Source organism: Halobacillus mangrovi, assembly GCF_002097535.1.
Classification (GTDB): domain Bacteria; phylum Bacillota; class Bacilli; order Bacillales; family Halobacillaceae; genus Halobacillus; species Halobacillus mangrovi_A.
In genome coordinates this window covers 3,867,501-3,893,273 of sequence record NZ_CP020772.1, presented here as the reverse complement: position 1 = coordinate 3,893,273, position 25,773 = coordinate 3,867,501, and the positions used below count along the sequence as shown (strand labels likewise).

At 43.7% G+C, this 25,773-nt stretch carries 25 protein-coding genes, 12 tRNA genes and 2 rRNA genes (1 of these 39 cut by a window edge); 35 read left to right on the top strand and 4 right to left on the bottom strand.

Annotated features, from left to right (window positions below; translation table 11 throughout):
• Positions 1 to 113 precede the first annotated feature (113 nt).
• The 4 genes from HM131_RS19380 (at position 114) to HM131_RS19365 (ending at position 2,936) form a co-directional block, all read left to right on the top strand.
• The gene (locus HM131_RS19380) at positions 114 to 395 is read left to right on the top strand and encodes a glutaredoxin family protein (protein WP_085031306.1); all 282 of its coding nucleotides are present in this window, start codon (positions 114 to 116) and stop codon (positions 393 to 395) included.
• Positions 396 to 490: 95 nt separating this feature from the next.
• Entirely contained in the window at positions 491 to 868 is a 378-nt protein-coding gene (locus HM131_RS19375) for a YppG family protein (protein WP_085031305.1), read from the top strand.
• Between the two features lie 80 nt (positions 869 to 948).
• Positions 949 to 1,635: an alpha/beta hydrolase gene (locus HM131_RS19370; RefSeq protein ID WP_085031304.1), complete on the top strand. Its 687-nt coding sequence runs from the start codon at positions 949 to 951 to the stop codon at positions 1,633 to 1,635.
• 20 nt (positions 1,636 to 1,655) lie between these two features.
• Complete coding sequence (locus HM131_RS19365; protein ID WP_085031303.1) at positions 1,656 to 2,936, top strand: MFS transporter; 1,281 nt, start codon at positions 1,656 to 1,658, stop codon at positions 2,934 to 2,936.
• A gap of 152 nt (positions 2,937 to 3,088) precedes the next feature.
• Here the strand turns inward: HM131_RS19365 and HM131_RS19360 are convergent, their stop codons facing one another.
• The gene (locus HM131_RS19360; protein WP_085031302.1) at positions 3,089 to 3,946 is read right to left on the bottom strand and encodes a DegV family protein; all 858 of its coding nucleotides are present in this window, start codon (positions 3,944 to 3,946) and stop codon (positions 3,089 to 3,091) included.
• A 57-nt stretch (positions 3,947 to 4,003) separates the two neighbouring features.
• Positions 4,004 to 4,918: a DMT family transporter gene (locus HM131_RS19355; RefSeq protein ID WP_085031301.1), complete on the bottom strand. Its 915-nt coding sequence runs from the start codon at positions 4,916 to 4,918 to the stop codon at positions 4,004 to 4,006.
• Positions 4,919 to 5,145: 227 nt separating this feature from the next.
• Between HM131_RS19355 and HM131_RS19345 the strand changes: the two genes are divergently transcribed.
• Entirely contained in the window at positions 5,146 to 6,612 is a 1,467-nt protein-coding gene (locus tag HM131_RS19345) for a degradosome RNA helicase CshA (protein WP_085031299.1), read from the top strand.
• A 349-nt stretch (positions 6,613 to 6,961) separates the two neighbouring features.
• On the opposite strand, the gene HM131_RS19340 is transcribed toward HM131_RS19345, so the two are convergent.
• Positions 6,962 to 7,720 (bottom strand): rhomboid family intramembrane serine protease, encoded by a 759-nt coding sequence (locus HM131_RS19340; RefSeq protein WP_085031298.1) that lies wholly within the window; start codon positions 7,718 to 7,720, stop codon positions 6,962 to 6,964.
• Between the two features lie 121 nt (positions 7,721 to 7,841).
• Between HM131_RS19340 and acpS the strand changes: the two genes are divergently transcribed.
• The 15 genes from acpS (at position 7,842) to HM131_RS19265 (ending at position 20,551) form a co-directional block, all read left to right on the top strand.
• The gene (gene acpS / locus HM131_RS19335; protein ID WP_332308721.1) at positions 7,842 to 8,201 is read left to right on the top strand and encodes a holo-ACP synthase; all 360 of its coding nucleotides are present in this window, start codon (positions 7,842 to 7,844) and stop codon (positions 8,199 to 8,201) included.
• 58 nt (positions 8,202 to 8,259) lie between these two features.
• Complete coding sequence (locus HM131_RS19330) at positions 8,260 to 9,786, top strand: NAD(P)H-hydrate dehydratase (RefSeq protein ID WP_085031296.1); 1,527 nt, start codon at positions 8,260 to 8,262, stop codon at positions 9,784 to 9,786.
• Positions 9,787 to 9,831: 45 nt separating this feature from the next.
• A complete protein-coding gene (locus HM131_RS19325; protein WP_085031295.1) occupies positions 9,832 to 10,851 on the top strand; it encodes a LolA family protein in 1,020 nt (339 codons plus the stop codon).
• Between the two features lie 341 nt (positions 10,852 to 11,192).
• Positions 11,193 to 12,347 (top strand): alanine racemase, encoded by a 1,155-nt coding sequence (gene alr / locus HM131_RS19320; protein ID WP_085031294.1) that lies wholly within the window; start codon positions 11,193 to 11,195, stop codon positions 12,345 to 12,347.
• Between the two features lie 158 nt (positions 12,348 to 12,505).
• Complete coding sequence (locus HM131_RS19315; RefSeq protein ID WP_035549809.1) at positions 12,506 to 12,787, top strand: CopG family ribbon-helix-helix protein; 282 nt, start codon at positions 12,506 to 12,508, stop codon at positions 12,785 to 12,787.
• 5 nt (positions 12,788 to 12,792) lie between these two features.
• Positions 12,793 to 13,143 carry a type II toxin-antitoxin system PemK/MazF family toxin gene (locus tag HM131_RS19310; protein ID WP_085032136.1) on the top strand — a complete coding sequence of 117 codons (351 nt, stop codon included), beginning with the start codon at positions 12,793 to 12,795 and terminating at the stop codon, positions 13,141 to 13,143.
• A 234-nt stretch (positions 13,144 to 13,377) separates the two neighbouring features.
• Positions 13,378 to 14,247, top strand: coding sequence for an RsbT co-antagonist protein RsbRA (locus tag HM131_RS19305; RefSeq protein ID WP_085031293.1), 870 nt, complete (start codon positions 13,378 to 13,380; stop codon positions 14,245 to 14,247).
• A gap of 5 nt (positions 14,248 to 14,252) precedes the next feature.
• Entirely contained in the window at positions 14,253 to 14,609 is a 357-nt protein-coding gene (locus HM131_RS19300; RefSeq protein WP_035542140.1) for an STAS domain-containing protein, read from the top strand.
• 2 nt (positions 14,610 to 14,611) lie between these two features.
• Entirely contained in the window at positions 14,612 to 15,013 is a 402-nt protein-coding gene (locus tag HM131_RS19295) for an anti-sigma regulatory factor (protein WP_085031292.1), read from the top strand.
• A 12-nt stretch (positions 15,014 to 15,025) separates the two neighbouring features.
• Positions 15,026 to 16,036, top strand: coding sequence for a PP2C family protein-serine/threonine phosphatase (locus HM131_RS19290; protein WP_085031291.1), 1,011 nt, complete (start codon positions 15,026 to 15,028; stop codon positions 16,034 to 16,036).
• Positions 16,037 to 16,101: 65 nt separating this feature from the next.
• Complete coding sequence (locus HM131_RS19285; RefSeq protein WP_035542130.1) at positions 16,102 to 16,431, top strand: STAS domain-containing protein; 330 nt, start codon at positions 16,102 to 16,104, stop codon at positions 16,429 to 16,431.
• A 2-nt stretch (positions 16,432 to 16,433) separates the two neighbouring features.
• Positions 16,434 to 16,910: an anti-sigma B factor RsbW gene (gene rsbW, locus HM131_RS19280; protein WP_085031290.1), complete on the top strand. Its 477-nt coding sequence runs from the start codon at positions 16,434 to 16,436 to the stop codon at positions 16,908 to 16,910.
• Complete coding sequence (gene sigB, locus HM131_RS19275; RefSeq protein WP_085031289.1) at positions 16,882 to 17,661, top strand: RNA polymerase sigma factor SigB; 780 nt, start codon at positions 16,882 to 16,884, stop codon at positions 17,659 to 17,661. The genes rsbW and sigB overlap by 29 nt, the downstream gene beginning before the upstream one ends.
• Positions 17,661 to 18,257, top strand: a complete 597-nt coding sequence (locus HM131_RS19270; RefSeq protein ID WP_085031288.1) for a SpoIIE family protein phosphatase — start codon at positions 17,661 to 17,663, stop codon at positions 18,255 to 18,257. The genes sigB and HM131_RS19270 overlap by 1 nt, the downstream gene beginning before the upstream one ends.
• A gap of 128 nt (positions 18,258 to 18,385) precedes the next feature.
• Positions 18,386 to 20,551, top strand: coding sequence for a Tex family protein (locus HM131_RS19265; protein ID WP_085031287.1), 2,166 nt, complete (start codon positions 18,386 to 18,388; stop codon positions 20,549 to 20,551).
• A gap of 44 nt (positions 20,552 to 20,595) precedes the next feature.
• Here the strand turns inward: HM131_RS19265 and cmpA are convergent, their stop codons facing one another.
• Positions 20,596 to 20,706, bottom strand: a complete 111-nt coding sequence (gene cmpA / locus HM131_RS20845) for a cortex morphogenetic protein CmpA (protein WP_157130875.1) — start codon at positions 20,704 to 20,706, stop codon at positions 20,596 to 20,598.
• Positions 20,707 to 20,784: 78 nt separating this feature from the next.
• On the opposite strand from cmpA, the gene HM131_RS19260 reads away from it, so the two are divergent.
• The 15 genes from HM131_RS19260 to HM131_RS19190 form a co-directional block, all read left to right on the top strand.
• A complete protein-coding gene (locus HM131_RS19260) occupies positions 20,785 to 21,234 on the top strand; it encodes a SprT family protein (protein ID WP_085031286.1) in 450 nt (149 codons plus the stop codon).
• A 195-nt stretch (positions 21,235 to 21,429) separates the two neighbouring features.
• Positions 21,430 to 21,504 (top strand) — tRNA-Asn (locus HM131_RS19255).
• Positions 21,505 to 21,508: 4 nt separating this feature from the next.
• A tRNA-Ser gene (locus tag HM131_RS19250) sits at positions 21,509 to 21,599 on the top strand.
• A gap of 10 nt (positions 21,600 to 21,609) precedes the next feature.
• A tRNA-Glu gene (locus tag HM131_RS19245) sits at positions 21,610 to 21,681 on the top strand.
• Between the two features lie 14 nt (positions 21,682 to 21,695).
• Positions 21,696 to 21,772: transfer RNA gene (locus HM131_RS19240), tRNA-Asp, on the top strand.
• An 8-nt stretch (positions 21,773 to 21,780) separates the two neighbouring features.
• Positions 21,781 to 21,855, top strand: a tRNA-Gln gene (locus HM131_RS19235).
• A 105-nt stretch (positions 21,856 to 21,960) separates the two neighbouring features.
• Positions 21,961 to 22,036, top strand: a tRNA-Lys gene (locus HM131_RS19230).
• Positions 22,037 to 22,043: 7 nt separating this feature from the next.
• Positions 22,044 to 22,125 (top strand) — tRNA-Leu (locus HM131_RS19225).
• A 44-nt stretch (positions 22,126 to 22,169) separates the two neighbouring features.
• Positions 22,170 to 22,256: transfer RNA gene (locus HM131_RS19220), tRNA-Leu, on the top strand.
• Between the two features lie 73 nt (positions 22,257 to 22,329).
• Positions 22,330 to 22,406 (top strand) — tRNA-Arg (locus tag HM131_RS19215).
• A 7-nt stretch (positions 22,407 to 22,413) separates the two neighbouring features.
• Positions 22,414 to 22,490: transfer RNA gene (locus HM131_RS19210), tRNA-Pro, on the top strand.
• A 23-nt stretch (positions 22,491 to 22,513) separates the two neighbouring features.
• Positions 22,514 to 22,587 (top strand) — tRNA-Gly (locus tag HM131_RS19205).
• A gap of 17 nt (positions 22,588 to 22,604) precedes the next feature.
• Positions 22,605 to 22,681, top strand: a tRNA-Ile gene (locus tag HM131_RS19200).
• A 118-nt stretch (positions 22,682 to 22,799) separates the two neighbouring features.
• Positions 22,800 to 24,365: ribosomal RNA gene (locus HM131_RS19195) — 16S ribosomal RNA — on the top strand.
• Positions 24,366 to 24,537: 172 nt separating this feature from the next.
• Positions 24,538 to 25,773 (top strand): 23S ribosomal RNA (locus HM131_RS19190); it runs 1,680 nt beyond the window's last position.
• Together the 16S and 23S rRNA genes with 12 tRNA genes alongside form the textbook arrangement of a ribosomal RNA operon.

Here is a 25,773-nt window from a genome sequence, read left to right as displayed (position 1 = left end):
CCTCTTTACATATCACTAGGTACAATTTATCATAAAAATGGTTTAACAATTTTTGATTCCGGGTAACGAACAATAATAAAAAGAGAGAGTAGTTGGCAAGGGAGGGTCACCTATTGAGTAATTCGAACGTTGTGGTGTATACCAGTCGAAATTGTACCCAGTGTGAACACGTGATTGCTAAGCTTTCTGAGTGGGGTGTAGACTTTGAAGAACGGAATGTATCTGAAAACCGGGAGTATTTCAAAGAGCTTCAAAGTAAAAGAATTTATGGTACACCAGCCACTTTTATTGATGGCGAAAAAATATTAGGTTTTCAAGTACGGAAATTAAAACGTACGTTAGGGATCCCCTACGAAGAACGTTTTATTGATAAAGATGCTATGAACTTTTCTTAAGACCCAAGTGATTTCCATATCACTTGCTTTTTTTTTACACTCTTTTCTTTGTGATGACATAGGCTGAAGTAAACACGTTAAAGGTGGAACCTCCTATGTATCCTTATTATCAATACCCATATCAAAATCAACAGCAATGGTATCGTATGCCGACAAATTATCCTTATTATCAGCCTGGCGTCCAAAATTACGCCAATGAGTGGAACTTTACCCCTCCTCAACAGGGCGTGTACACTTATCAGAATCCTTATATGTATAGTTACGACTACGCCGGTTATACTGAAAATGGAAATGCGAACTCTTCTATGAATGTAGGTGCGATTCCTAAAACATTTATGAATTATTTTCAGGATGAAGAAGGCCAACTGGATTTGGATAAAATGATGTCAACGACAGGGCAAGTTATGAAAACAGTGAAGCAAGTAAGTCCTATCGTTAAAGGAATTGGATCTTTTGTAAAAGGTATTAAATAACACGCGCTGCCACTTGCTGTAGCGCGTATTTTCTATAGGGATGATCTATTGTACGAGTTTAAAAAGTCGGAGGCAGGAAAATGAGTGTTGGTTGTCTATGTATTCATGGGTACACAGGAAGTCCTGAGGAAGTACAGCCCCTGGTTGATTTTCTTAAGAACAGAACGGATTGGGAGTTAGCAAATCCAACTTTGCCTGGACACGGGGAAGACTTGGATTTAGAAGGTCATTATTATCAGGAATGGATTGCTACAGCAGAGTTAGCTTTATTAGGTTTGGTTGAAAGAAATGATACTGTAGTGCTTGTTGGTTTTTCAATGGGCGGTATGATTGCAGCTTATTTAGCGGCCAAATATGATATTGAGCGGCTAGTTTTGTTATCTGCGGCCGGGAAGTACATTAGCATTTCTCAAATGCTTAAAGACATCGGTGAAATGGTGATGGACGCCTGGAAAGGAGCTTTGGGCTCAAACGAATTGTTTAAGCGCTACAAAAAGAAAATGAAGGATACGTACCTTTTTTCAACGATTCAATTTATGAAGTGTGTCCAATTCACACGGCCATATCTTGGACAAGTACATTGTCCTGTATTGATCGTTCAAGGGGAGCTTGATGGAATGGTACCTCGTAAGGCGGCTGAATTCTTAAATGAGGAAATACCGGCTGAAGATAAAGAATTGCTGTTTTTGAAGCAATCCAAGCATCTTATTTGCCACGGAGACGACAGGGACGAGCTGTGTCAGAAGGTATTAGAATTCTTAGGTTAAAGGAACAGGGGGTAAGATCGATGAGTAAGTTTCATTCAAAACTACCGGTCCAACCTCCTTTTTATTATGGGTGGATCATAGTTGTCATTGCTGGACTTAGTGTGTTTTTTTCTGGTCCGGGACAGACGTATTCTGTTTCTATTTTCATAGATTACTACATACAAGATTTTGATTATTCAAGATCACTAGTTTCGGGGATCTATTCGGGTGCAACGCTCTGTGCTGGTTTCGCTCTTTTCATGATGGGAAGACTCGTGGACCGCTTCGGGCAAAGAGTAATGATGGTCGCAATTGGTGCACTGCTTTCCCTGGCATTATTTTGGAACGCCTTTTTGCTTGGACCGATTATGATGTTTTTAGGATTTTTTATGATTCGTTTATTTGGTCAAGGTTCCATGACACTCATTCCTAATACGCTTGTTCCCCAGTGGTTTATACGGAAAAGAGGCAGGGCCTTAAGTGTGATGGCAATCGGCGGATTTGCAAGTTCTGCTTTGCTGCCGCCGTTGAATACTTGGATGATCGAATCGTTCGGCTGGCGGATGACATGGGGAATATGGGGAGTGGCTGTTCTTGTGCTGTTTGTCCCGCTTGCTTTTCTATTCGTCAGGAACCAGCCTAAAGATGTAGGGGAAATTCCAGATGGCACGCCAAGACCAATAAAAGGTCAAAAAAGCTTGAATCCAAATGTGGATGTTAATGAAAAAAGCTGGACATTAAAAGAAGCGATGAGCACGAGAGCTTTCTGGTTCGTTTTGTTCTGTGTGATTGTCCCGGCGCTTGTGAATACGGCTGTGACTTTTCACATTGTATCCATTATGGACTTGCGCGGCCTAGATACAGGGATAGCCGCTATGGTACTGACCTTAATGGCAATCATAGGCTTCCCAGTCACATTTGTCTCCGGTTATTTAGTCGACCGTTTTCAAGTCCATTATATTCTTGCTATCACTTTCTTCGGACACATCCTTACCTTATTGATCCTCCTGGTTACAGATACGTGGGTATTGGCTGTAGTATTTGGAGTGATATGGGGATGTGTCAATGGATTCGAGCGGATTGTATTGAACATTGTATGGCCAAATTACTTCGGGCGCGAACATCTCGGAAGCATCAAAGGGCTCGCGCAGACCGTTATGGTGATCGGCTCAGCTCTTGGGCCTCTGCCATTCGGTATATTTTACGATTGGCTCGGAGGCTATCAAGAGATTATCCTGCTTACACTGCTTTTTCCAATTACCGCAGGAATATTGGCTTTGCTTTCACCACAGCCGAGGTATGAAGACTATCATCAGGAATAATAAAGAAACGTCAGAGGACGCTGTTATCCTCTGACGTTTTTATTATTCAGGAAATGTGTAAGGTTGAATTCAGCGTCTTGCCCCTCGAGGTCATAAGTTAATCAATCGAGTTGATAAGAAGCCATCCACTCCATGGACCTTCACTTTTGATCTTAGTCTTTGAAAAAGGCTATAACCAGTCCGCCTTCACCAGCATACGTAGAAATAAGTGGCCCTGTTTCCATGAATAATTCATCCTTGAAGTTGTATTTATCTCGAATGTTCTCAAGCACTTTCCTTCCTCTAGGTTCATCATTGCAATGAGATAAGGCGATGACGCGGTCCTCAAGATTATGAGCGTATTCGCCGATCTGCTCTACAAATCTTCGTATGGATTTTTTGTTCCCTCTTACTTTTTCAGTGACTTCTACTGATCCTTCGTCGTCACTGGCTTTCATTAGCAACTTGATATTCAACGTTTTGGCTAGCGCTCCTTTTACCTTATCCAAGCGGCCGCCTTTAATGACGTTTTCCAATGTCTTGAGGATAAATAAGGTCGTCGTTTTCTCAATACGGTCTTCCATATGAGCGACAACGGCTTCAAAATCGAGACCCTCTTCAATTTTTTCTGTGGCCTCACGAAACAGGAGTGCAATCCCGCAGGAAGCTGTCTTGGTATTTAATACAGCAATCCGGCGGTCAGGCTCCTCTTCAAGCAGCATGTTTTTTCCGATCACCGCACTGTCATACGTACTGCTTAATCCGCGGGTCATGGCAAGAATAAGAATATCCTCGGACGGATCCACCTCTTTATATTTTTCGTAAAAATCATTTGGGCTTGGAGAAGAAGAGCGCGGCAGCTCGTCCGATTGTTTTAATTTTTTATAGAAGGTGGGCAGATCAATGGTTTCGCCTGTTTTGTATTGTTCCTCCCCGAAATGGAGGTTCAAAGGCACGCTTATGACCTTGTGTCGCTCTCTCATGCTGTCGGGCAAATCTCCTCCGCCATCTATGATAATTCTGATAGTCATTCATTCACCTGCTCTCGAGTATTGGTCGTGCTATTATTATAGCAAAAAAAGCCGGCCTTACTGTCTGTTCGTGACGTGTGTAATTTTCGGCTTTACCTTTTTCGTTGTACTGAAAATAAACATCATCAATCCAAAAATAACGATGGACCCGCCCAGCCATTGCGTCCAGGTCACCCCTTCGTCAAGAATCCAATAAGCCAGTAGGGAAGCTCCTATTGGTTCAAGCAACACGGCCATTGATATGGTTGAAGTACTCAGCCATTTCAAGGTCCAGTTGAATAACGAATGGCCGAAAAAGGTTGGAATGATCGCTAATCCAAAGAAAATAATCCATTGCTCTCCACCATATCCTGTAAATGGTTGATTAACGATCACGTTATAAAGCAATAATGTTAAGGAAGCCATTCCATAAACAATAAACGTATAGGTCATCAAGGAAAGCCTCTTTCGCAAATTTTGTCCAAGCAAAAAGTAGCCTGTGACCGTAAAGGCACCTAACAGTGCAAGCATGTCACCAAGCAGGGCCAGTCCGCTGATCTGGAAATCACCCCAGCTGATGATGACACTTCCTGTGATCGTAATAATCAGACTGAGGACTGCTCCAACAGTAAAACGCTCCTTAAAGAAAATATACGTACCGATAAAGGCAAATATCGGTTGTAGAGATACGAGCACGACTGAACTGGCGACAGACGTATAGTTTAGAGACTGAAACCAAAAGATGAAATGAAAAGCCAGAAAGATACCGGATAAAACGGCAAGAATCCAATCTTTCCTGTGAATTTGTTTAAGCTCATCTGCATGTTTCCATACTACATAAGGAGACATAATAATAACCGCTAGTGACAAACGGTAAAAAGCAATAATGGAAGCAGGGGTATCCCCGGCTAGCTTTACAAAAATGGCTGCCGTGGAAATGGATAACACCCCGATCAATAAAATTATATATGGATGAAATGGAGGCTTATCCATGGATGCCCTCCTTTTTTCAATATCAGGTTGCACTCATTTTATCATTGTTACGTTTGAAAAGCATAGGGAAAATGTGTAGAATTAACTGTGTTATGTGTGTTATGATGAATGAATCTATCAGGCAGATACCAGAGAAGCCTATCCAGTGCCCTGTGGCGGAAGGCTTTTTTTACATGTATATAAGCAAATAAAGGTAGAAGATTTTAAATTAAAGGAGTATGAAATAATTGACAACATTTCAATCACTAGGTTTATCACAACCTATTCTAAAATCCTTAGACATCATGGGTTTTGAGGAAACAACGCCAATTCAAGAACAAACAATACCTCTAGGGCTTCAAGGGAAAGACGTGATCGGTCAAGCTCAAACAGGTACAGGTAAAACGGCAGCATTCGGTATCCCGATGCTTGAGAAAATTGATAAGCAAGTGAAGGGTGTGCAAGGTCTTGTCGTTGCACCAACAAGGGAGCTTGCCATTCAAGTAGCAGAAGAAATGAACCGACTTGGAAAGAGCAAAGGAGTTCGTGCACTTCCGATTTACGGAGGATCAAACATGGAACGTCAAATCCGTGCATTGAAATCCAACCATATCGTTGTTGCAACGCCAGGACGCCTGCTTGACCACATCCGCCGTAAAACAATCAAGCTTCAAAATGTACACACTGCTGTACTTGATGAAGCGGACGAAATGCTGAACATGGGCTTCATCGACGACATCCGCGATATCTTGAAAGCTCTGCCGGAAGATCGTCAGACACTTCTGTTCTCAGCAACGATGCCAAAAGAAATTCGCGATATCGCTACAACTTTGATGAACAATCCAGAAGAAGTTAAAGTTAAAGCGAAAGAGATGACAGTCGAAAACATCGAGCAATTCTATGTAGAGATTCCTGAAAAACATAAATTCGATACCTTGACTCGCTTGCTTGATATCCATGATCCTGCTCTTGCGATCGTCTTCGGTCGTACGAAGCGTCGTGTAGATGAAGTGGCTGATGGTCTTCAAGCACGTGGATTCAGTGCAGAAGGAATTCACGGAGACTTGACTCAAGGAAAACGTATGTCCACATTGAACAAATTCAAGCGTGGCCGTATCGAGATTCTTGTAGCGACTGACGTAGCTGCTCGTGGACTGGATATTTCTGAAGTATCCCACGTGTATAATTTTGACATTCCACAGGATCCAGAGAGCTATGTGCACCGTATTGGACGTACAGGTCGTGCCGGACGCAAAGGAGAGTCCATTTCCTTTGTAACACCACGTGAAAAAGATCAGCTGCACTTGATTGAAAAGCTTACGAAGAAGAAAGTAGAGCGCTTGAAAGTACCTTCTTCAGAAGAAGCAGCGCGCGGTCAGCAAAAAGTAGCGGTCGAAAAGCTAATTGAAACAATGAACAATAACAACTTGAACAACTATAAGCAGTCCGCAAACGAACTTCTCGAGCAGTATGATGCTTCTGATTTATTAGCTTCTGCTCTGAAGATGATGACAAAAGAACGCAGCGAAGTACCTGTTCGTTTGTCTGGTGTTCAGCCGATCAGCGTGAAAAACGCTCAACGCGACAAAAATAAAGGCAAGAAATACGGAAAAGGCGGCAAGCGCAATTACAATCCAAAGAATAAATCCCGCAACCGTAATTTCAAAGGGAAACGCGGCTACCAGAACAAAGGACGCAACTCTAACGCTAAATAAAGATAACAAAAGCCAGACCACATAAAGGTCTGGCTTTTTTGCGTACATAAACTTTTATCATTTTAATGGTTTATCCGCCAAATAGCAGACAGGGGGGGAGGTTGGGTCCGTTACTCAAAAAAGATTAGGGATAAGTGGGAAACTACTCGCTTATCCCTGCTGTAGGAATGGATAACGGACACGATGCAATGCCTTAAATCATGCTTGAAGAATTCTTACTATATATTGCAGTGGGAGGGGTGATGTCTGAGACAGTGCACATCCACACTTTTATATTGTTTTCCTTCCGCTGAAAGATTGGGAGGTCGTCTTGAAATTATGAGCATTCGTTATAGAATGTAACGAAAAATTAAAACACAACGGCGATGATGACTAATATGGCGATGGCTGCCCATATGACGTATCCCGCAAACTTTTTCCAAGGAACGCTCCTCTTGTTCCAACGATTAGGATTAAAGGTAATCTCGTCACTTGAAACGGATCTTCGAGCTCGCACCTGCCATATCGAAAATGGCCGAGCATTTTTCAAGATAGCTGGCGCAATCGCGAATCCGCCAATTAACCCAAACAAGTGCCCAAGGACATTGATGTTCGGACGTGTGAATGTCATAAACAAACCAAGAATGAAGATGACCATAATGATTTGTGAATTTGCCTGATCAATTAAGTGTTTCCGGTAGAGCACCATGTACACATAAACCCCAAAAATACCAAAGATCGCACCAGAGGCTCCCAGATGGGCGTAATAGGCTTCGGGATTGACTACAAAGGTTCCTAAATTGCCAATAATCCCTGCAAATAAATACATAATGATAAATTTCACTTTTCCAAGCATTTGTTCAAGTGCTGGACCGAATAAAACGAGGGAAAAGGAATTAAACAAAGCATGAGCAAATCCGGCATGAAGGAAGATCGGGGTAACGAGGCGCCAGTACTCTCCTTGTAAAATGAAGAGGTTTACTCCGACTCCTAGTCTTTCGATATCTTGTGCAAATCCAAATTGAAGGACGTCAATGAGGATCCATAGAAAGAAGTGGAGACCGACCAATATGGACACGACCGGGTAGAATTTTAAGAATTCCTTAAAGCTTTCCGTTCTGACAAACATAGGATAATTCTCCTTTTAATGTTGAATGGTCTACTACTAATATAATCGTTCACAGTATCTAGTATTCTTTTTTATCTTATTGAATATCGGGTATACTACTAATAGTTTTTAGAAAAGGAAGATGCATGTGATCAAAGGTATCGGCATTGATATGGTGGAAATGAGTCGTATTAAACAAAGTATAAAGCGTAATCCACGTTTTGTTCAACGAATATTGACCAGGGCGGAGCATGACCGATTCGTCGATTTGAATGAACAACGTCAGATTGAGTACTTGTCGGGAAGATTTGCGGCAAAAGAAGCTGCAGGAAAGGCGATGGGGACGGGAATCGGAAAGTTAAGTTTTCAAGATATTGAGGTGCTGCATACAAACGATGGGGCGCCGGATATGAAAGTGAAAGGCTATGAGTATTTGAAGGCTTGGGTTTCTATTAGTCATAGTTCTGATTATGCAATCGCTCAAGTTGTTTTAGAAGAGTGACCTGACATATTTACATAGGTTGTCTCATAACATTGTAATGCGGGTAGGAGGGAACGAATTGGATATTGTTACCGCACAAGAGATGTACGAATGGGACCGGGCAGCGCTGGATGCTGCCGGGATTGAAGGGAAAATGTTGATGGAGAGTGCTGGCAGGGCTGTCGCTGATGATATGGTCCGCCATATCCGAAAACAGGACAAAGTTATTGTTTTGATCGGATCAGGCAATAACGGCGGTGACGGGTTTGTAATCGCCAGAACACTGCTCAATCGTGGCTATGATATTGAAGCGTGGCAGGTGGTTCCTGATGAAAAGATTACGGGAGATGCAAGAGTCCATAAAGAGATTTTTATGGCTTCAGGATTTTCTGTGCGTCCGTATTCCTCACTAGAAAAGCTGATGCAATCTTTTCAAAGAGCTGACATTATCATTGATGCCATGCTTGGGATTGGTGTAAAAGGGCGGTTAAGAAATCCGATAGCTGAGATCGTTGAAGCGGCAAACGGCCTATCCGTCTTCCGAATGGCTGTCGACCTTCCTTCAGGTTTGCCTGCAGACGAAGGAATCGTAGACTTCGATGCCTTTCATGCAGATTATACGACAGTCATCGCTGCACCGAAGATGAGTGCTTTCCTGCAGCATACACGTCCTTATTACGGGGACTATCGTATCGTAGAAATCGGACTGCCGACAAGAAAGCTTCCGCCAGTTAACCGAGGACTGTGGAGGAAAGAGGATGTCAGGCGGACATTGCCTGTTCGGGGCAAGAATTCTCATAAGGGAAGTCACGGTAAAGGAGTAATGGTAGGGGGATCACTCCTTATGCCTGGGTCCATTGCAATGGCAGGTCGAGCGGCATTAAGAAGTGGCGTAGGGTTACTGACTATTGCCACGGTCGAACGTGCAATCTCTTCCATTTCTCCCTATCTGCAAGAAGCTACTTTTGTGGACATGGAGGAAAAAGAAGGCGCGCTGACAGGACAAGCGACCGATCAGTTGTCCGGTTATGACGGGGTAGCAATCGGGATGGGGATGGGACGCACGCGTGGAGCGAAAAGGCTTTTAGAAGCCATCGTTCAGGGTGTAGATGCTCCTATGCTTATCGACGCCGATGGACTGTATCATTTAAAAGAGATCCTTGATGTCGTAAAAGAAAGACAATCACCTACCGTTTTGACCCCTCACCCGGGAGAATTTGCTCATTTGACAGGGTTATCGATTCGAGATGTATTGCAGTCTCCTTTTTCCTGCAGTCGTGAATTTGCTGCTAAGTATGGTGTGTACCTTGTATTGAAGGGGCCCTCTACGATTATTACTTCTCCGGATGGTAAGCAGAGGGTAGATGTTTCTGGAAATGCAGGATTAGCCAAAGGCGGAAGTGGAGATGTATTATCAGGTATTCTGTTTGCTATGATGCTGCAGACCGATTCATTGATGGATGCGCTTGGCAATGGCTGTGTCATCCATGGGTGTACAGCTGAGTCGTTGACTGAGGAAAAGCATTCGAAGACAGACCTACTCGCTTCCGACGTCATTGAAGGTTTATCCCGAACCTTTCGTACAATTTCTTCTGCATCCAGATAAAAGCGTTCCCTTTGTCCTTAAGTAGAGACAAAGGAGTTGAGTCCTATGCAAAGACGTTTTCTGATCCTATTGTTTTCCTTGTTCGTTTTAGGTGCTTTAACGGCTTGTGGATCTCAATCAAAAGAAGATGTCGTCAAGAAGCTTGAAAAACAAGCGGAAGAAATGGCCGGGTATAAGACGGAAGCCAACATGAAGATGCGTACGGGCAATGAAGAACAAAAATACCACATCCAAGTCTGGCATAAAAAAGATGATTTTTACCGAGTAAAATTGGAAAATGATCAAGATGAAAAAGGCAGCCAGATCATTTTGAAAAATGACAGTGGTGTGTATGTTCTGACTCCCGCTTTGAACAAGAGTTTCAAGTTCCAGAGTGAATGGCCTCAAAATACGAGCCAGCCTTATTTGTATGCATCTTTACTGAAGGATATCCAGGCAGATGCTGATGCAGAGTTCACAGCAGCAGAAAATTATTATAAGTTCAAAACGAAAACAAACTACCAGAATAATAAAACCCTCCCTTATCAAGAAATCTATTTTGATAAGAAAACGTACCAGCCCGTTATGGTCAAAGTGTTCGATCAAGATATGAATGCTTTAGTAGAAGTGCAGTTCGCAAATTTTGCTAAAGATAATTCATTGAAGAAAGAAGATTTTGATGTAGACAAGAATATGGCGATGGCCCCTTCGGAAGCTCCTGTAGCCAACATGGGAGATTCTCAGGTTAAAGAAGTACTTTATCCTCAAGAAACATTTGGGGCAGAGCTTGCGAGTGAGCAAGAAGTAAAAACAGATGAAGGTTCACGTGTCATCATGACGTATGATGGAGATAAGAGCTTTACACTTGTCCAAGAAAAAGCAGAAGTCCAGGCTGCTAGTGCGCAGCAGACCGAAGTAGTGAACGGAGATCCTGTCCAATTGGCGGACGGTGTCATCGGAGCGATGGATGGAAATCGTTTGGAGTGGAGCCAGAACGGCACGACTTATCAGTTAGCCAGTAATGATTTGAGTCAGGCGGAAATGGCTTCAGTAGCGAGCTCCATCACAAGTGAAACAGTCAAATAGATTTGGACGGAGCAGGCTTAACGGTCTGCTTTTATTTTTATCAGCATTGATGTAGACAATTCAGGGGTTACACTTCAGTGATGACCAGCTACAGGTCCTAGCCCCTCGAAGTCTTAAGCCCAACAGTTCCGTGAAGAAGTTCACTCCGCTGCACTGTCGTTCTTGGGCCAGCAGGAAGCTGGTCAGTTCGGCGTTGGAACAGGACGTTCCGACTTTAGCCGAACTTCCCAAAGGCGGCTGACCAAGGTGTCTCCGCCTTTCTATATCATTGACAGCTTGTTTCTGTCGTTCGATAATAGAAAGATATATGGAATGCAGCGAGAGGAACGGGGGCTTTGTCAATGGAAACTTTCTATCGGGATTCTTGGGTTGAAGTAAATTTATCAGCAATTGAATACAATATAAAACAACTCCGGCAGCGCCTTAATTCGGAGACGAAGATCTATGCGGTTGTCAAAGCGAATGCGTATGGTCATGGAGATGAGCGGGTAGCAAAGAAAGCATTGGAATCAGGTGCAGATGGACTAGCAGTAGCTTTGTTAGATGAGGCAGTGAAACTGCGTAAGGCTGGATTTACAGCGCCTGTACTTGTCATGGGCTGGATTCGTCCGGAGGATGCACCGTTAGCAGCTGAAAGGGAAATTGCCGTTACCGTCTTCCAGGAAGAATGGCTTAGGATGGTCGATTCTTCTCAATTGTCCAAGCCGTTGAAGCTTCATATGAAATGGGATACAGGTATGGGCCGAATAGGCATCCGTACGACAGAAGAAATGGATCGTATTCTACCACTAATTAAGGAGCAGCCTAACTTTAAGCTGGAAGCTGTGTTTACCCACTTTGCTACGGCGGATGAAGTTTCGTTGAATTATTTTGAAGAACAAGAGAAACGTTTTTATAAATTATTGAGTCATTTCGAAAGGGTTTGGTCAGGAAATGTCGAATTTCATATAGGGAACAGTGCTGCCAGTATGAGGTTCCCTGATCGGATGAAACAGTATGTCCGGTTCGGTATCAGTATGTATGGCCTTTATCCTTCAAATGCGGTAAAAGAGGAGCGGCCGATCGATTTAAAACCAGCTTTCTCTTTGCAGAGTCGTTTAGTACATGTAAAAAGACTGGAAGCACAGGAGTCGATCAGTTATGGTGCGACTTATCAAGCGGAAAATGAGGAGTGGATTGGTACCATACCTCTTGGATATGCCGATGGCTGGATCCGTAAATTGCAGGGGATGGAAGTCCTTGTGAATGGAAAACGTCATCCTATTGTCGGCAGAATTTGTATGGATCAATTCATGATTAGGCTTGATCAGGAATATCCTATAGGGACAAAGGTTACCTTAATTGGTAAACAAGGAGATGAAGAGGTTACGACGGATGAAGTGGCAGACTACTTGGAAACCATCAATTACGAGGTTCCTTGCATGATTAGTAACCGGGTCCCTAGAGTGTTTATTGAAGATGGGCAAATTGTAGAAGTTAATAACCCAGTGAAATAGCAGCCCTTCGCCGGTTAGACAATTATCCCTTATATTGGATGTAAGGCAACACAATTCACGAAAAAAATCCAACACGCCTTTGCAATAGACACTCCCGTTTGATAAGATTAGAGTGGACTTATTGACTGGTTTCTTTTGAGAGAAGATGGTGGAGGTGTATGGTTTTGTCCGACAGCATGCAGGAAATTGTCATCCGGATTCCGGATAACCTACTCAATGAAGTGGATGGCTTCATTCAACTCGAAAATAGTGATCGGAGCGATTTCATGTGTCAAGCAACTAAAATGTATTTGCGTGAAAAGAAACAACGCCACATTAGAGAATCCATGCGTAGAGGCTATATGGAGATGGCGAAAATTAATTTAAACATCGCTTCAGAAGCGTTTCAAGCTGAAGAGGAGGCAGAAAACACCCTGGAGCAATTAGTGGGCGGGGTGTGAAGCCATTGATAGTCAAACGAGGAGACGTTTATTTCGCTGATTTGTCCCCGGTAGTGGGTTCAGAGCAAGGCGGGGTTCGTCCTGTACTCATTCTTCAAAATGATATCGGTAATCGTTTTAGCCCAACAGTAATCGTTGCAGCGATTACAGCGCAAATACAAAAAGCCAAACTTCCAACTCACGTAGAAATTAACGCAGAAAAATACGGGTTTGAACGAAACTCTGTAATCCTATTGGAACAAATCAGAACGATTGATAAACAGCGTTTGACCGACAAAATCACTCAACTTGATGATCCGATGATGCAACAAGTGAATAAAGCCTTGCAGATCAGTCTCGGATTGATTGATTTTTGATTGAAAAAGCATAACCATCTCTTTTTTAAAATAAAGTTGCCCCTTTTAAAGGTAACTTTATTTTTTTTTATTTTGTAGTTTATAATAGAATTATTATGGGTATTGATGATGGCGTGTTTTTTTGATAAACGTAAATAAATGAAGATTTTTATGTTTTTTGATAACATTATATTTGTATATTATTAGAACGTGTTGTAAATACCGAAAGGGTTACCTGAGGCGGAGGGTTAGATAATGGATGAAAAGTTAAAAAATATAGTCTTAGACCACAGCGATGACATTGTCAAAATGTGGTTGGAGGAAATCAACACTCATAAGAAGAATGAATATACATCGACAATTTCAGACGAAATGTTTGAAAGCACAAATCGTGAATTTGTGAATGTCATCTTCTCAAGTATAGAGAAGCGTGGACTATCTTCGGATCTGGACGAGTTTTCCGAAAGACTAATCAATTTAGGGTGGCCTCTCAGTTACTTAACAGATGGTATGCAGGTGTTCAGAAGAGTGGTCACTGGCTTCATTCTTCAGCAATCTGAAAAAGTAGATTCTGACTATTTCTCTGAAGTCCTTAGAAAAGTAGACGGATGGGTCGATCCGATCATCAATCGTCTTGTGAACGAGTATTCCGGGAGCTGGGAGCACATCGTCTCTTTACAGCGTGTAGCGCTACAGGAACTGTCGGCACCTTTAATCCCTGTTATGGAAAACATCACGATCATGCCGTTAATCGGAACGATTGACACAGAGCGGGCGAAATTGATTATGGAGAACCTGCTGGATGGTGTTATTAAGCATAATGCAGAAGTCGTTCTCATTGATATTACCGGGGTGCCCGTAGTTGATACGATGGTTGCTCACCATATCATTCAAGCTGCAGAAGCTGTACGTTTAATTGGATCCCGTTGTATTCTAGTAGGCATTCGTCCTGAAATTGCTCAAACGATTGTAAATCTAGGCATTGACCTTGGTAAGTTCCCTACTAAGAGTTCACTTCGTAAAGGTTTCCAAACCGCGTTAGAATTAACGAATCGCCGCATCGAAGAGACACAGAACAAAGACGAAGATATTGAAAAACTAATCGATTCGCTGGATAGGGAGTGAATACAGTGAGAATACCTATATTGAAACTTCACAATTATTTATTAATTTCCATTCAAATTGACCTTGACGACCAAACAGCGATTCAGTTTCAGGAGGACCTATTGAGTAAAATTCACGAAAGTGGTTCTTCTGGAGTTGTGATTGATTTGACCTCTGTAGATATCATCGATTCTTTTATTGCAAAAGTATTGGGTGATGTTGTCACGATGTCTGATTTGATGGGAGCGAAAGTTGTACTGACTGGTATCCAGCCAGCTGTCGCTATGACCTTGATCGATTTAGGCATACACTTGCAGGATGTCCCCACTGCATTAGATCTTGAACAAGGATTGATTAAACTTCGTCAGGAACTGGAGGAGTGATTATGGACTTCCAATCCTGTGTCAATATTAAAAAGGAGTGGGATATTGTAGGGGCACGCCAGTTGGGGAGAGATATTGCCAGAAAGATCGGATTCGGGACCGTCGACCAAGCGCGTATTGCCACTGCTATTTCAGAGTTAGCCAGAAACATTTATCTATATGCCGGAACGGGAAAGATCTGCTTTGAAGCTATTGAAGATATCAATCAAAAAGGAATCAGCATCATGGCTATTGACAACGGGCCTGGAATAAAGGAATTGAGCCAGGTAATGGAAGATGGCTTTTCTACTTCTGGTGGACTTGGAGCTGGTCTTCCAGGAGTCAAACGGCTGATGGATGAGTTTGACATTCAATCAGAAGATGGAAAAGGCACAGAGATCAAGGTTGTTAAATGGCTCCGTTAAAGGAGGTTAAAAATGAGTACACTGAAGCTTGATCTAGAGAATTACAAAGAATTATTACAAGAGTATATTAGAACAAAAGATGAACAGGCGCTGTATCAGGCAGAGCAGTTCAGCAAGCAGTCTATGCAACACAATATTTCACCTGAAGAAATTATTAATGTTCATATTCAGTCTCTTCAAGAGATTTACCCAGATATGCCGGATTATATTCAAGCTTCAATGAATTTCCTATTAGAAACGATGATTTCTTATGGGTTAGCCTATCAGGAATATCAATCGCTTCGTGAAAGACAGCTAGAATTGAAGTCAGAGATTTCTGTGGCAGCGAACATGCAAAAAACTCTCTTATCGACCGTTAAGCCTGAATTAGATGATTTGGAAGTGGGTGCACTTAGTGTGCCTGCTAAGCAAATGAATGGAGATTACCACCATTTCGTCGATGACAACGAAGGTTCATTAGGAATCGCGATTGCTGACGTTATTGGAAAAGGGGTACCTGCTGCCCTTTGTATGTCCATGATTAAATATTCGATGGACAGTTTTCCTGAGATGCGCATGGATCCAGGTGTCATTCTCGGCAGCTTGAACCGGGTGGTAGAGCGAAATGTAGACTCAAGCATGTTCATTACGATGTTTTACGGCCTCTATAACACGAACAATCATACGTTCTATTATGCTTCAGCAGGTCATGAACCAGGGTTCTACTATCATAAAGATCGAGAGGAATTTGAAGAAATTGATGCGCCTGGGCTTGTACTTGGCGTGTCTTCAGAAGCCACTTATCACCAGAAGCAGGTTGAAGTGGAGCAGGGAGACATGATCATCCTGCTGACAGATGGCGTAACCGAATGCCGGCAAGGTGACCGATTCATTGAACAAGAAGAAATCCTTCACGTCATTAAATCCTACTCTCATCTTCCGGCTCAGGAGATTGTTGAGAATGTGTTCAAACACTTTGAGCGGCTGCAGGATTTCCAATTACGCGATGATTTTACATTAATTATTCTAAGAAGAAATGTTTAATCGAACTACAGGAAGGGTAACTATATTCTGATTGACTTTTCTAGGAATAATAGGAGGACTTTTAGATGAACTTAACAATAGATGTTACCAATAAAGAAAATATCGCGTATATTTCACTAGCTGGTGAGGTAGACGCATTTACAGCACCTAAATTAAAAGATACGTTACTTCCATTGACGAAAGAAGAAGGCCAAACTGTGGAAGTCAATCTTCAAGATGTCAATTATATGGACTCTACTGGATTAGGTGTGTTTATTAGTGCATTGAAATCAACAAAGGAACACAACAGTGAAATGAAACTTGTTCAAATGCAGGAACGCGTCTATCGTCTATTTAAGATTACAGGATTGACAGAGATTATGAATATCGATTCTGCAGTGCGGGGTGGAATGTAAAAATGGAACCATTTGATTTTGTAGAAGTGAAAGTCCCAGCTAAAGCTGAATATATCGGCGTGGTTCGTTTAAGTACGTCAGGAATTGCGAATCGGATGGGTTTTGCTTATGAAGATATAGAGGATTTGAAAGTAGCCATCTCAGAAGCGATTACGAATGCTGTAAAACATGCTTATAAAGAAACGGGAGAAGGTGAAATCACAATTGGGTTCGGTGTTTATGAAGACCGCCTGGAAGTTATGGTAGCCGATCACGGTGGCAGCTTTAACCTTGGGGAAATCAAAGAAGATATCGGACCTTACCAGCAAGATGATGATATCGAAGAACTTCGTGAAGGTGGATTTGGTCTATTCTTGATCGATGCACTAATGGATAAAGTAGAAATTAACAGCAAATATGGAGTAATTGTCTTGATGACAAAATATCTCCATGAAACTGAGGTGGGTCAGAATGGCGACCAGATCTCAACATCACAATGACGAAGTATATGAATGGATAGAGCATCTACAAGAAAACCCACGGGACGAAGCAGTTCAAGAGAAGATTGTCCTTGTTTATAAGGACCTCGTGGAATCCATTGCTCGTAAGTATTCTAAGAATAGTACAATTCACGAAGATTTAGTGCAAGTCGGCATGTTAGGTCTTTTAGCTGCAATCCGCAGGTATGACCCTGAGTTCGGGAAATCCTTCGAATCGTTTGCCATACCTACAATCATTGGGGAAATCAAACGGTTTATCAGGGACAAAACGTGGAGTGTTCATGTGCCTCGTAGGATTAAGGAGCTCGGACCGAAGATTAAAAAAGCAGCAGAAGAACTGACAAGTACCCTTCAACGCTCTCCTTCTGTGCTTGAGATTGCTGATTATCTGGAAGTTTCTGAAGAAGATGTGTTAGAGACTATGGAAATGGGCAAAAGCTATAAAGCGCTGTCTGTGGATCGGAAGATTGAAGCCGATTCCGATGGAAGTACCGTAACGATCCTTGATTTGATTGGTAACCAGGAAGATGGGTACTCGCATATCGATCAGAAAATGCTGTTAGAAAAAGTTCTCCCCATTCTTAGTGAGAGGGAACAGGAAATTCTGCAATGTACCTATTTTGAAAACATGAGTCAAAAGGACACAGGAGAAAGACTCGGCATATCCCAAATGCATGTTTCTCGATTGCAGCGAAGAGCGCTTCGCAAATTGAGAGAGGCTCTTCAAGCCGAATCGGTTGAGGCGTTTTAGTGGAAAATCAACAAAACCATGTCAACGTTTCTGTGTTTCAAAAGGCGAAGAAGGGTAACTATTACTGTGGTGACAGTTACTACTTCAAAGAAACAGAAGAAGCTTTTGTATGTGCATTAGCAGATGGTTTAGGGAGTGGCGAATTGGCACGTGATTCATCGCAGGCCGTTATGGATGTGATTGAAGAGAATCCTCCGTTAACCGTAGAAGCTCTTGTGAAGAAATGTAATGAAGTTTTGATGGGAAAACGAGGAGTTGTCTTAGGGGTGCTCCGCATCGATTTTGAAACTCATACTTATTCTTATTCTTCCATCGGCAATATCGGAGTCATTACGATTGACTCAGAAGGCAAACGGAGCAGAAGTATTCCGCTTGCAGGATATTTAGCTGGTTATCCCAGGGATTTAAGGGTAACAAGAGGGAAGGTCCATAAAGGAATGAAGTTTTTGATGTTTTCTGATGGTGTGAACGACCGCCGTCTGTCTAAGCATATTACGGAAGCAAGAAGTGTCAATTTCATTACGGAACAATATAAACAGCTGTACGGCCAAACGCGAGATGACGATACAACGTTAATTGCGATGGAGTATCAGTAAAAGGTCTTATTCTGATTTTAAAAAAGAATAAGGCCTTTTATTGTTCTCGGGCTCACCTTTTTCTTACAAGTCAGGTGAGTAATAATTTGGTACAATACATAAGAAATGTTATTGAAGGAGGCTTTCTTTTGAGTGATCAACAGAGTCCTGAATTATTAAAGCTTGTTGCAGAGCAGACAAAGTTGAATGAAAAATCGATTAAACAAGTTATTGATTTACTTAGTGGTGGAAACACCGTTCCTTTTATCGCCCGTTACAGAAAAGAGTTAACAGGCGGACTAGATGAAGTGCAAATTAAATCCATAGAAGACCAATGGAATTATGTGAAAAACGTAAGCGAGCGAAAAGAAGAGGTCATTCGCTTGATTGATGAGCAAGGGAAACTGACGGAAGAGCTAAAGAAAGAAATTCAAGCAGCCACTCTGCTCCAAAAAGTAGAAGACCTTTACCGCCCGTATAAACAAAAGAGACGTACACGTGCCACTGTAGCAAAAGAAAAAGGTTTGGAACCACTGGCGCTGCAGGTTTGGAATCAAGAAGATATACATGTGGACGAAGAAGCGAAAGCCTACTTATCCGAAGAATATGAACTTGATTCAGTGGAAGAAGTGTTAGCGGGAGTCAATGATATCTTAGCCGAATGGATCTCGGATGACCCAGAATATCGTGAGCAAATCCGAAAACAGACCTTCCAAAAAGGAACGATTGCTTCTACAGACAAAAACGCAGAGCAGGATGAAAAAGGTATTTTCGAAATGTATTACGATTACCAGGAGCCGGTTCGTGCGATTGTCTCCCACCGTATTCTTGCCTTAAACCGAGGGGAGAAGGAAGGTGTCATTAAAGTATCCATTCAGCCCCCGGAAGAAACAATCATCGCTTATTTAGAGAAGAATGTCATTAAGCGTTCCACTAAAGACAGAATACGTACTCTTCTGGCAGAGGCAATTGAAGACAGCTATAAGCGTTTGATACAACCTTCAATTGAAAGGGAAATCCGGAATACCCTTTCTGAAACAGCGGAAGAACAAGCGATCGAAGTCTTTTCTAGTAATTTAAGAAGTTTGTTATTGCAGCCTCCGTTAAAAGGAAAAGTTGTATTAGGGATCGACCCGGCATATCGTACCGGCTGCAAGCTGGCTGCTGTAGATGAAACTGGAAAAGTCCTTGATATAGGCGTTATGTATCCGACAGCTCCAAGAAATGATGTGAAAGGCGCAGAGAAAAAGCTGCTTTCCTTCATGGAGAAGCATCCAATTGAACTTATGGCTATTGGAAACGGTACAGCATCAAGGGAAACGGAACAGTTCGTAGCGGACATGATTCAAAAACATCAATTAAAGGCTTCCTATATGATTGTTAACGAAGCTGGGGCCAGTGTTTACTCTGCTTCTAAGTTGGCACGTGATGAATTTCCTGATTTTCAGGTGGAAGAAAGAAGTGCTGTTTCGATAGCCAGGCGAGTCCAAGACCCATTAGCAGAGCTTGTAAAGATTGACCCTAAATCCATAGGTGTAGGGCAATATCAACATGACGTCACCCAGAAAAAACTAAACGAATCACTGACCTTTGTTGTGGAAACAGCGGTTAACCAGGTCGGAGTGAATGTAAATACCGCATCATCCTCCTTGCTTCAATATGTATCTGGACTAAGTAAAGCTGTAGCCAACAATATTGTGAAGAAAAGAGAAGAAGTAGGGAAGTTCCAAAAGCGTTCTGAGCTAAAAGATATTCCGCGTCTAGGGGCAAAGACCTTTGAACAAAGTATTGGGTTCTTACGCATTTTAGATGGAAATGAACCACTGGATCGTACATCTATTCACCCAGAGAGCTATAAAGCGGCTAAAGCATTACTGAAGATGGTCAATGCTAATGCTGAAGAATTAGGTGGAGAAGAGCTTGAACGTAAACTGAAGGAAATTAACGAAGTGGAAGTTGCCGAGCAATTGGAAATTGGCAGACCGACGCTTGAAGACATCATGAAATCTCTCATGCAGCCTGGTCGCGACCCACGTGATGATTTGCCTAAACCTTTATTGAAAACGAATGTTTTATCAATGGAGGACTTAGAGCAAGGAATGGAACTTGAAGGAACCGTGAGAAATGTGGTCGACTTTGGTGCCTTTGTCGATATCGGTGTAAAACAGGATGGGCTCGTCCACATCTCCAAGCTTTCCAATAAGTTCGTCAAGCATCCGATGGACGTGGTGTCCGTTGGAGATGTTGTAACCGTCTGGGTAGATCAAGTGGACATACAAAAACAACGCATCGCTTTAACGATGGTCGCAAAGTAAAACGATAGCAAAAATACCTGGGGGTTTTTTCTTCCGGGTATTTTTTATTTGTAGAGGTGTTGATAATAATACCAGCATTGGTTTAACAGTTTAATCTGATATTTGTCTTTGTTTAAAAAAGCCTTCGCCATTTGTTTTTTTAACCAAGAGGGCATACGTACTTCCTCTCCTTTGTATTCATCTTTTTTCATAGTTATGATAGAGTATGCAAAGAACCCTGGAGGTGTGCGAGAATGTCGATAACAAATGAACAATTACATCAATGGACAGATGACATCTCCCGCGAGTATTTTGGCAAACCTTTTTTCGATGACGTTATGTTTAATGCGCGCCTGAGAACAACAGGGGGGAGGTATATTCCGTCCAAAAGAGTTATTGAACTGAACCCAAAGTATCTATCTGAGCTTGGCGAGGAAGAGTTTAAGGGAATCATTAAGCATGAGCTTTGCCATTATCATCTGCATATTGAAGGAAAAGGATACGGACACCGGGATAAAGAATTCAAAGAGCTGCTCAAAAAAACGGGATCACCAAGACACTGTAATCCCCTGCCTTCTCAGAAGCTCACTCACCTTCATCGATATGTTTGTACCCGTTGTGAACAGGAATATAAAAGAAAGAGAAGGGTGAATATAAAACGTTACCGTTGCGGAAAATGTAGAGGGAAACTAAAAAAGATGTAAAAATCCATTGACGAAATATTAAGCCCATGTTAAATTGAATAAGCCTTAAAAAAACAAGCCCACACGAGAGAAAAAGAATTAAACTTTTCTCTTAAAAAGGTTTGACAAACAATACGATTTATTATATTATATAATTCGTCGCTGATAATTGATCTTATCGAAAAAGCGACAAAATAATCGTTCACTTATTGCTATTCCAACGTAGCTCAGTGGTAGAGCAATCGGCTGTTAACCGATCGGTCGTAGGTTCGAATCCTACCGTTGGAGCCATTACGGAGAAGTACTCAAGTGGCTGAAGAGGCGCCCCTGCTAAGGGTGTAGGTCGCGTAAGCGGCGCGAGGGTTCAAATCCCTCCTTCTCCGCCATTTTTTTAATGGCCCGTTGGTCAAGTGGTTAAGACACCGCCCTTTCACGGCGGTAACACGGGTTCGAATCCCGTACGGGTCACTTTTTCTTACATAGGTCCGGTAGTTCAGTTGGTTAGAATGCCTGCCTGTCACGCAGGAGGTCGCGGGTTCGAGTCCCGTCCGGACCGCCATTAAATGTTGGGCCATAGCCAAGCGGTAAGGCAACGGTTTTTGGTACCGTCATGCGCTGGTTCGAATCCAGCTGGCCCAGCCATTTTTATTTGAAAAAGTAGTTGACAAATCACTTCAAAAGTTATAAGATATTCCTTGTGCTTTTGAAAAACATACACATTTCAAAGTGTTGTAGATTCCTTGTTTTGAGCCATTAGCTCAGCTGGCAGAGCATCTGACTTTTAATCAGAGGGTCGAAGGTTCGAATCCTTCATGGCTCACCATTTATTTGCGGGTGTGGTGGAATTGGCAGACACGCTAGATTTAGGATCTAGTGCTTCACGGCGTGGGGGTTCAAGTCCCTCCACCCGCACTTACCATTTTCATGATCAGCATCCATTTGTTTCAATACAATTTGCGGTCGTGGCGGAATCGGCAGACGCGCTAGGTTGAGGGCCTAGTGGGGGCAACCCCGTGGAGGTTCAAGTCCTCTCGGCCGCACCAAACCTTTTTAAAAAAGTTCTTGCGTCCAAGCTGATGATATGTTATATTAGAATATGTCGCTTCAATAAGAAATGCGCCCGTAGCTCAATTGGATAGAGCGTCTGACTACGGATCAGAAGGTTAGGGGTTCGACTCCTCTCGGGCGCGCCATTTTTAACGGGAAGTAGCTCAGCTTGGTAGAGCACTTGGTTTGGGACCAAGGGGTCGCAGGTTCGAATCCTGTCTTCCCGACCATCGAAATTCTAACAATCTAATATGCGGGTGTAGTTTAATGGTAAAACCTCAGCCTTCCAAGCTGATGACGAGGGTTCGATTCCCTTCACCCGCTCCATTAATTAATTACCATTGGGGCCTGTAGCTCAGTTGGTCAGAGCGCACGCCTGATAAGCGTGAGGTCGGTGGTTCAAGTCCACTCAGGCCCACCATGAACATTTGATCTTTGAAAACTGAACGAACCAACCAGTACGTCAATTATTTCTTCTTATTAAAGAAGAAAAACAACAAGCACATTCGGTGTGCAAATGAGCAAGTCAAACTTTACTTTTTATGGAGAGTTTGATCCTGGCTCAGGACGAACGCTGGCGGCGTGCCTAATACATGCAAGTCGAGCGCGGGAAGCGAGCTGATCCCCTTCGGGGGTGACGCTCGTGGAACGAGCGGCGGACGGGTGAGTAACACGTGGGCAACCTGCCTGTAAGACCGGAATAACCCCGGGAAACCGGGGCTAATGCCGGGTAACACTTTCCTCCGCATGGAGGAGAGTTGAAAGATGGCTTTTAGCTATCACTTACAGATGGGCCCGCGGCGCATTAGCTAGTTGGTGAGGTAACGGCTCACCAAGGCGACGATGCGTAGCCGACCTGAGAGGGTGATCGGCCACACTGGGACTGAGACACGGCCCAGACTCCTACGGGAGGCAGCAGTAGGGAATCTTCCGCAATGGACGAAAGTCTGACGGAGCAACGCCGCGTGAACGATGAAGGTCTTCGGATCGTAAAGTTCTGTTGTTAGGGAAGAACAAGTACCGTGCGAATAGAGCGGTACCTTGACGGTACCTAACGAGGAAGCCCCGGCTAACTACGTGCCAGCAGCCGCGGTAATACGTAGGGGGCAAGCGTTGTCCGGAATTATTGGGCGTAAAGCGCGCGCAGGCGGTTTCTTAAGTCTGATGTGAAAGCCCACGGCTCAACCGTGGAGGGTCATTGGAAACTGGGGAACTTGAGGACAGAAGAGGAGAGTGGAATTCCACGTGTAGCGGTGAAATGCGTAGATATGTGGAGGAACACCAGTGGCGAAGGCGACTCTCTGGTCTGTCTCTGACGCTGAGGTGCGAAAGCGTGGGTAGCAAACAGGATTAGATACCCTGGTAGTCCACGCCGTAAACGATGAGTGCTAGGTGTTAGGGGGCTTCCACCCCTTAGTGCTGAAGTTAACGCATTAAGCACTCCGCCTGGGGAGTACGGCCGCAAGGCTGAAACTCAAAGGAATTGACGGGGGCCCGCACAAGCGGTGGAGCATGTGGTTTAATTCGAAGCAACGCGAAGAACCTTACCAGGTCTTGACATCCTTGGACCTCCCTAGAGATAGGGATTTCCCTTCGGGGACCAAGTGACAGGTGGTGCATGGTTGTCGTCAGCTCGTGTCGTGAGATGTTGGGTTAAGTCCCGCAACGAGCGCAACCCCTAATCTTAGTTGCCAGCATTCAGTTGGGCACTCTAAGGTGACTGCCGGTGACAAACCGGAGGAAGGCGGGGATGACGTCAAATCATCATGCCCCTTATGACCTGGGCTACACACGTGCTACAATGGATGGTACAAAGGGCAGCGAAGCCACGAGGTGTAGCAAATCCCATAAAACCATTCTCAGTTCGGATTGCAGGCTGCAACTCGCCTGCATGAAGCCGGAATCGCTAGTAATCGCGGATCAGCATGCCGCGGTGAATACGTTCCCGGGCCTTGTACACACCGCCCGTCACACCACGAGAGTTGGCAACACCCGAAGTCGGTGAGGTAACCATTTGGAGCCAGCCGCCGAAGGTGGGGCCAATGATTGGGGTGAAGTCGTAACAAGGTAGCCGTATCGGAAGGTGCGGCTGGATCACCTCCTTTCTAAGGATAGAAACGGAAACGTACATGGTTGGTTGTTCAGTTTTGAGAGATCAAAGGATCTTTCAATGTGAACCTTGAAAACTGGATAAGACATGATCAGGTATTATCTTTCGATAATCCTGATGATGACAAGACATCAAACATCAATTGAAACAACGTCTTTTCACAAGATAGTTAAGTGAATAAGGGCGCACGGTGGATGCCTTGGTACTAGGAGCCGATGAAGGACGGGACTAACACCGAAATGCTTCGACGAGCCGTAAGTAGGCTTTGACTCGGAGATTTCCGAATGGGGAAACCCACTGTTCGTAATGGAACAGTGTCCTATACTGAATCCATAGGTATAGGACGGCACACCCGGGGAACTGAAACATCTCAGTACCCGGAGGAAGAGAAAGCAAACGCGATTTCCCAAGTAGCGGCGAGCGAAACGGAAACAGCCCAAACCAGAGAGCTTGCTCTCTGGGGTTGTAGGACACTCCATTGGAGTTACCAAGAAGGAAGGTAGACGAATCGAGCTGGAAAGCTCAGCCATAGAGGGTAACAGCCCTGTAGTCAAAACCTTCCTTCCTCCGGAGTGGATCCTGAGTACGGCGGAACACGAGGAATTCCGTCGGAATCCGGGAGGACCATCTCCCAAGGCTAAATACTCCCTAGTAACCGATAGTGAACCAGTACCGTGAGGGAAAGGTGAAAAGCACCCCGGAAGGGGAGTGAAAGAGAACCTGAAACCGTGTGCCTACAAGTAGTCGGAGCCCGTTTATGGGTGACGGCGTGCCTTTTGTAGAATGAACCGGCGAGTTACGACCGTATGCGAGGTTAAGCCGCAGAAGCGGAGCCGCAGCGAAAGCGAGTCTGAATAGGGCGAGTGAGTATGCGGTCGTAGACCCGAAACCGTGTGATCTACCCATGTCCAGGATGAAGGTCAGGTAACACTGACTGGAGGTCCGAACCCACGTAAGTTGAAAATTACGGGGATGAGGTGTGGGTAGGGGTGAAATGCCAATCGAACACGGAGATAGCTGGTTCTCTCCGAAATAGCTTTAGGGCTAGCCTCAGGATAGAAAGTCATGGAGGTAGAGCACTGATTGGACGAGGGGCCCCTATCGGGTTACCGAATTCAGTCAAACTCCGAATGCCATCGACTTTGTCCTGGGAGTCAGACCGTGGGTGATAAGGTTCATGGTCGAAAGGGAAACAGCCCAGACCGCCAGCTAAGGTCCCCAAGTGTGTGTTAAGTGGAAAAGGATGTGGAGTTGCTTAGACAACCAGGATGTTGGCTTAGAAGCAGCCATCATTGAAAGAGTGCGTAATAGCTCACTGGTCGAGTGACTCTGCGCCGAAAATGTACCGGGGCTAAACACACCACCGAAGCTGCGGATTGATCTTACGATCAGTGGTAGGAGAG

Coding starts and splice junctions, on each gene's coding strand:
- sigB (WP_085031289.1), top strand. CDS start 16,882: ATGGCGACCAGATCTCAACATCACAATGACGAAGTATATGAATGGATA.
- HM131_RS19295 (WP_085031292.1), top strand. CDS start 14,612: ATGGACTTCCAATCCTGTGTCAATATTAAAAAGGAGTGGGATATTGTA.
- HM131_RS19260 (WP_085031286.1), top strand. CDS start 20,785: ATGTCGATAACAAATGAACAATTACATCAATGGACAGATGACATCTCC.
- HM131_RS19285 (WP_035542130.1), top strand. CDS start 16,102: ATGAACTTAACAATAGATGTTACCAATAAAGAAAATATCGCGTATATT.
- cmpA (WP_157130875.1), bottom strand. CDS start 20,706: ATGCCCTCTTGGTTAAAAAAACAAATGGCGAAGGCTTTTTTAAACAAA.
- rsbW (WP_085031290.1), top strand. CDS start 16,434: ATGGAACCATTTGATTTTGTAGAAGTGAAAGTCCCAGCTAAAGCTGAA.
- HM131_RS19305 (WP_085031293.1), top strand. CDS start 13,378: ATGGATGAAAAGTTAAAAAATATAGTCTTAGACCACAGCGATGACATT.
- HM131_RS19365 (WP_085031303.1), top strand. CDS start 1,656: ATGAGTAAGTTTCATTCAAAACTACCGGTCCAACCTCCTTTTTATTAT.
- alr (WP_085031294.1), top strand. CDS start 11,193: ATGGAAACTTTCTATCGGGATTCTTGGGTTGAAGTAAATTTATCAGCA.
- acpS (WP_332308721.1), top strand. CDS start 7,842: ATGCATGTGATCAAAGGTATCGGCATTGATATGGTGGAAATGAGTCGT.
- HM131_RS19315 (WP_035549809.1), top strand. CDS start 12,506: ATGGTTTTGTCCGACAGCATGCAGGAAATTGTCATCCGGATTCCGGAT.
- HM131_RS19360 (WP_085031302.1), bottom strand. CDS start 3,946: ATGACTATCAGAATTATCATAGATGGCGGAGGAGATTTGCCCGACAGC.
- HM131_RS19375 (WP_085031305.1), top strand. CDS start 491: ATGTATCCTTATTATCAATACCCATATCAAAATCAACAGCAATGGTAT.
- HM131_RS19340 (WP_085031298.1), bottom strand. CDS start 7,720: ATGTTTGTCAGAACGGAAAGCTTTAAGGAATTCTTAAAATTCTACCCG.
- HM131_RS19355 (WP_085031301.1), bottom strand. CDS start 4,918: ATGGATAAGCCTCCATTTCATCCATATATAATTTTATTGATCGGGGTG.
- HM131_RS19370 (WP_085031304.1), top strand. CDS start 949: ATGAGTGTTGGTTGTCTATGTATTCATGGGTACACAGGAAGTCCTGAG.
- HM131_RS19325 (WP_085031295.1), top strand. CDS start 9,832: ATGCAAAGACGTTTTCTGATCCTATTGTTTTCCTTGTTCGTTTTAGGT.
- HM131_RS19290 (WP_085031291.1), top strand. CDS start 15,026: ATGAGTACACTGAAGCTTGATCTAGAGAATTACAAAGAATTATTACAA.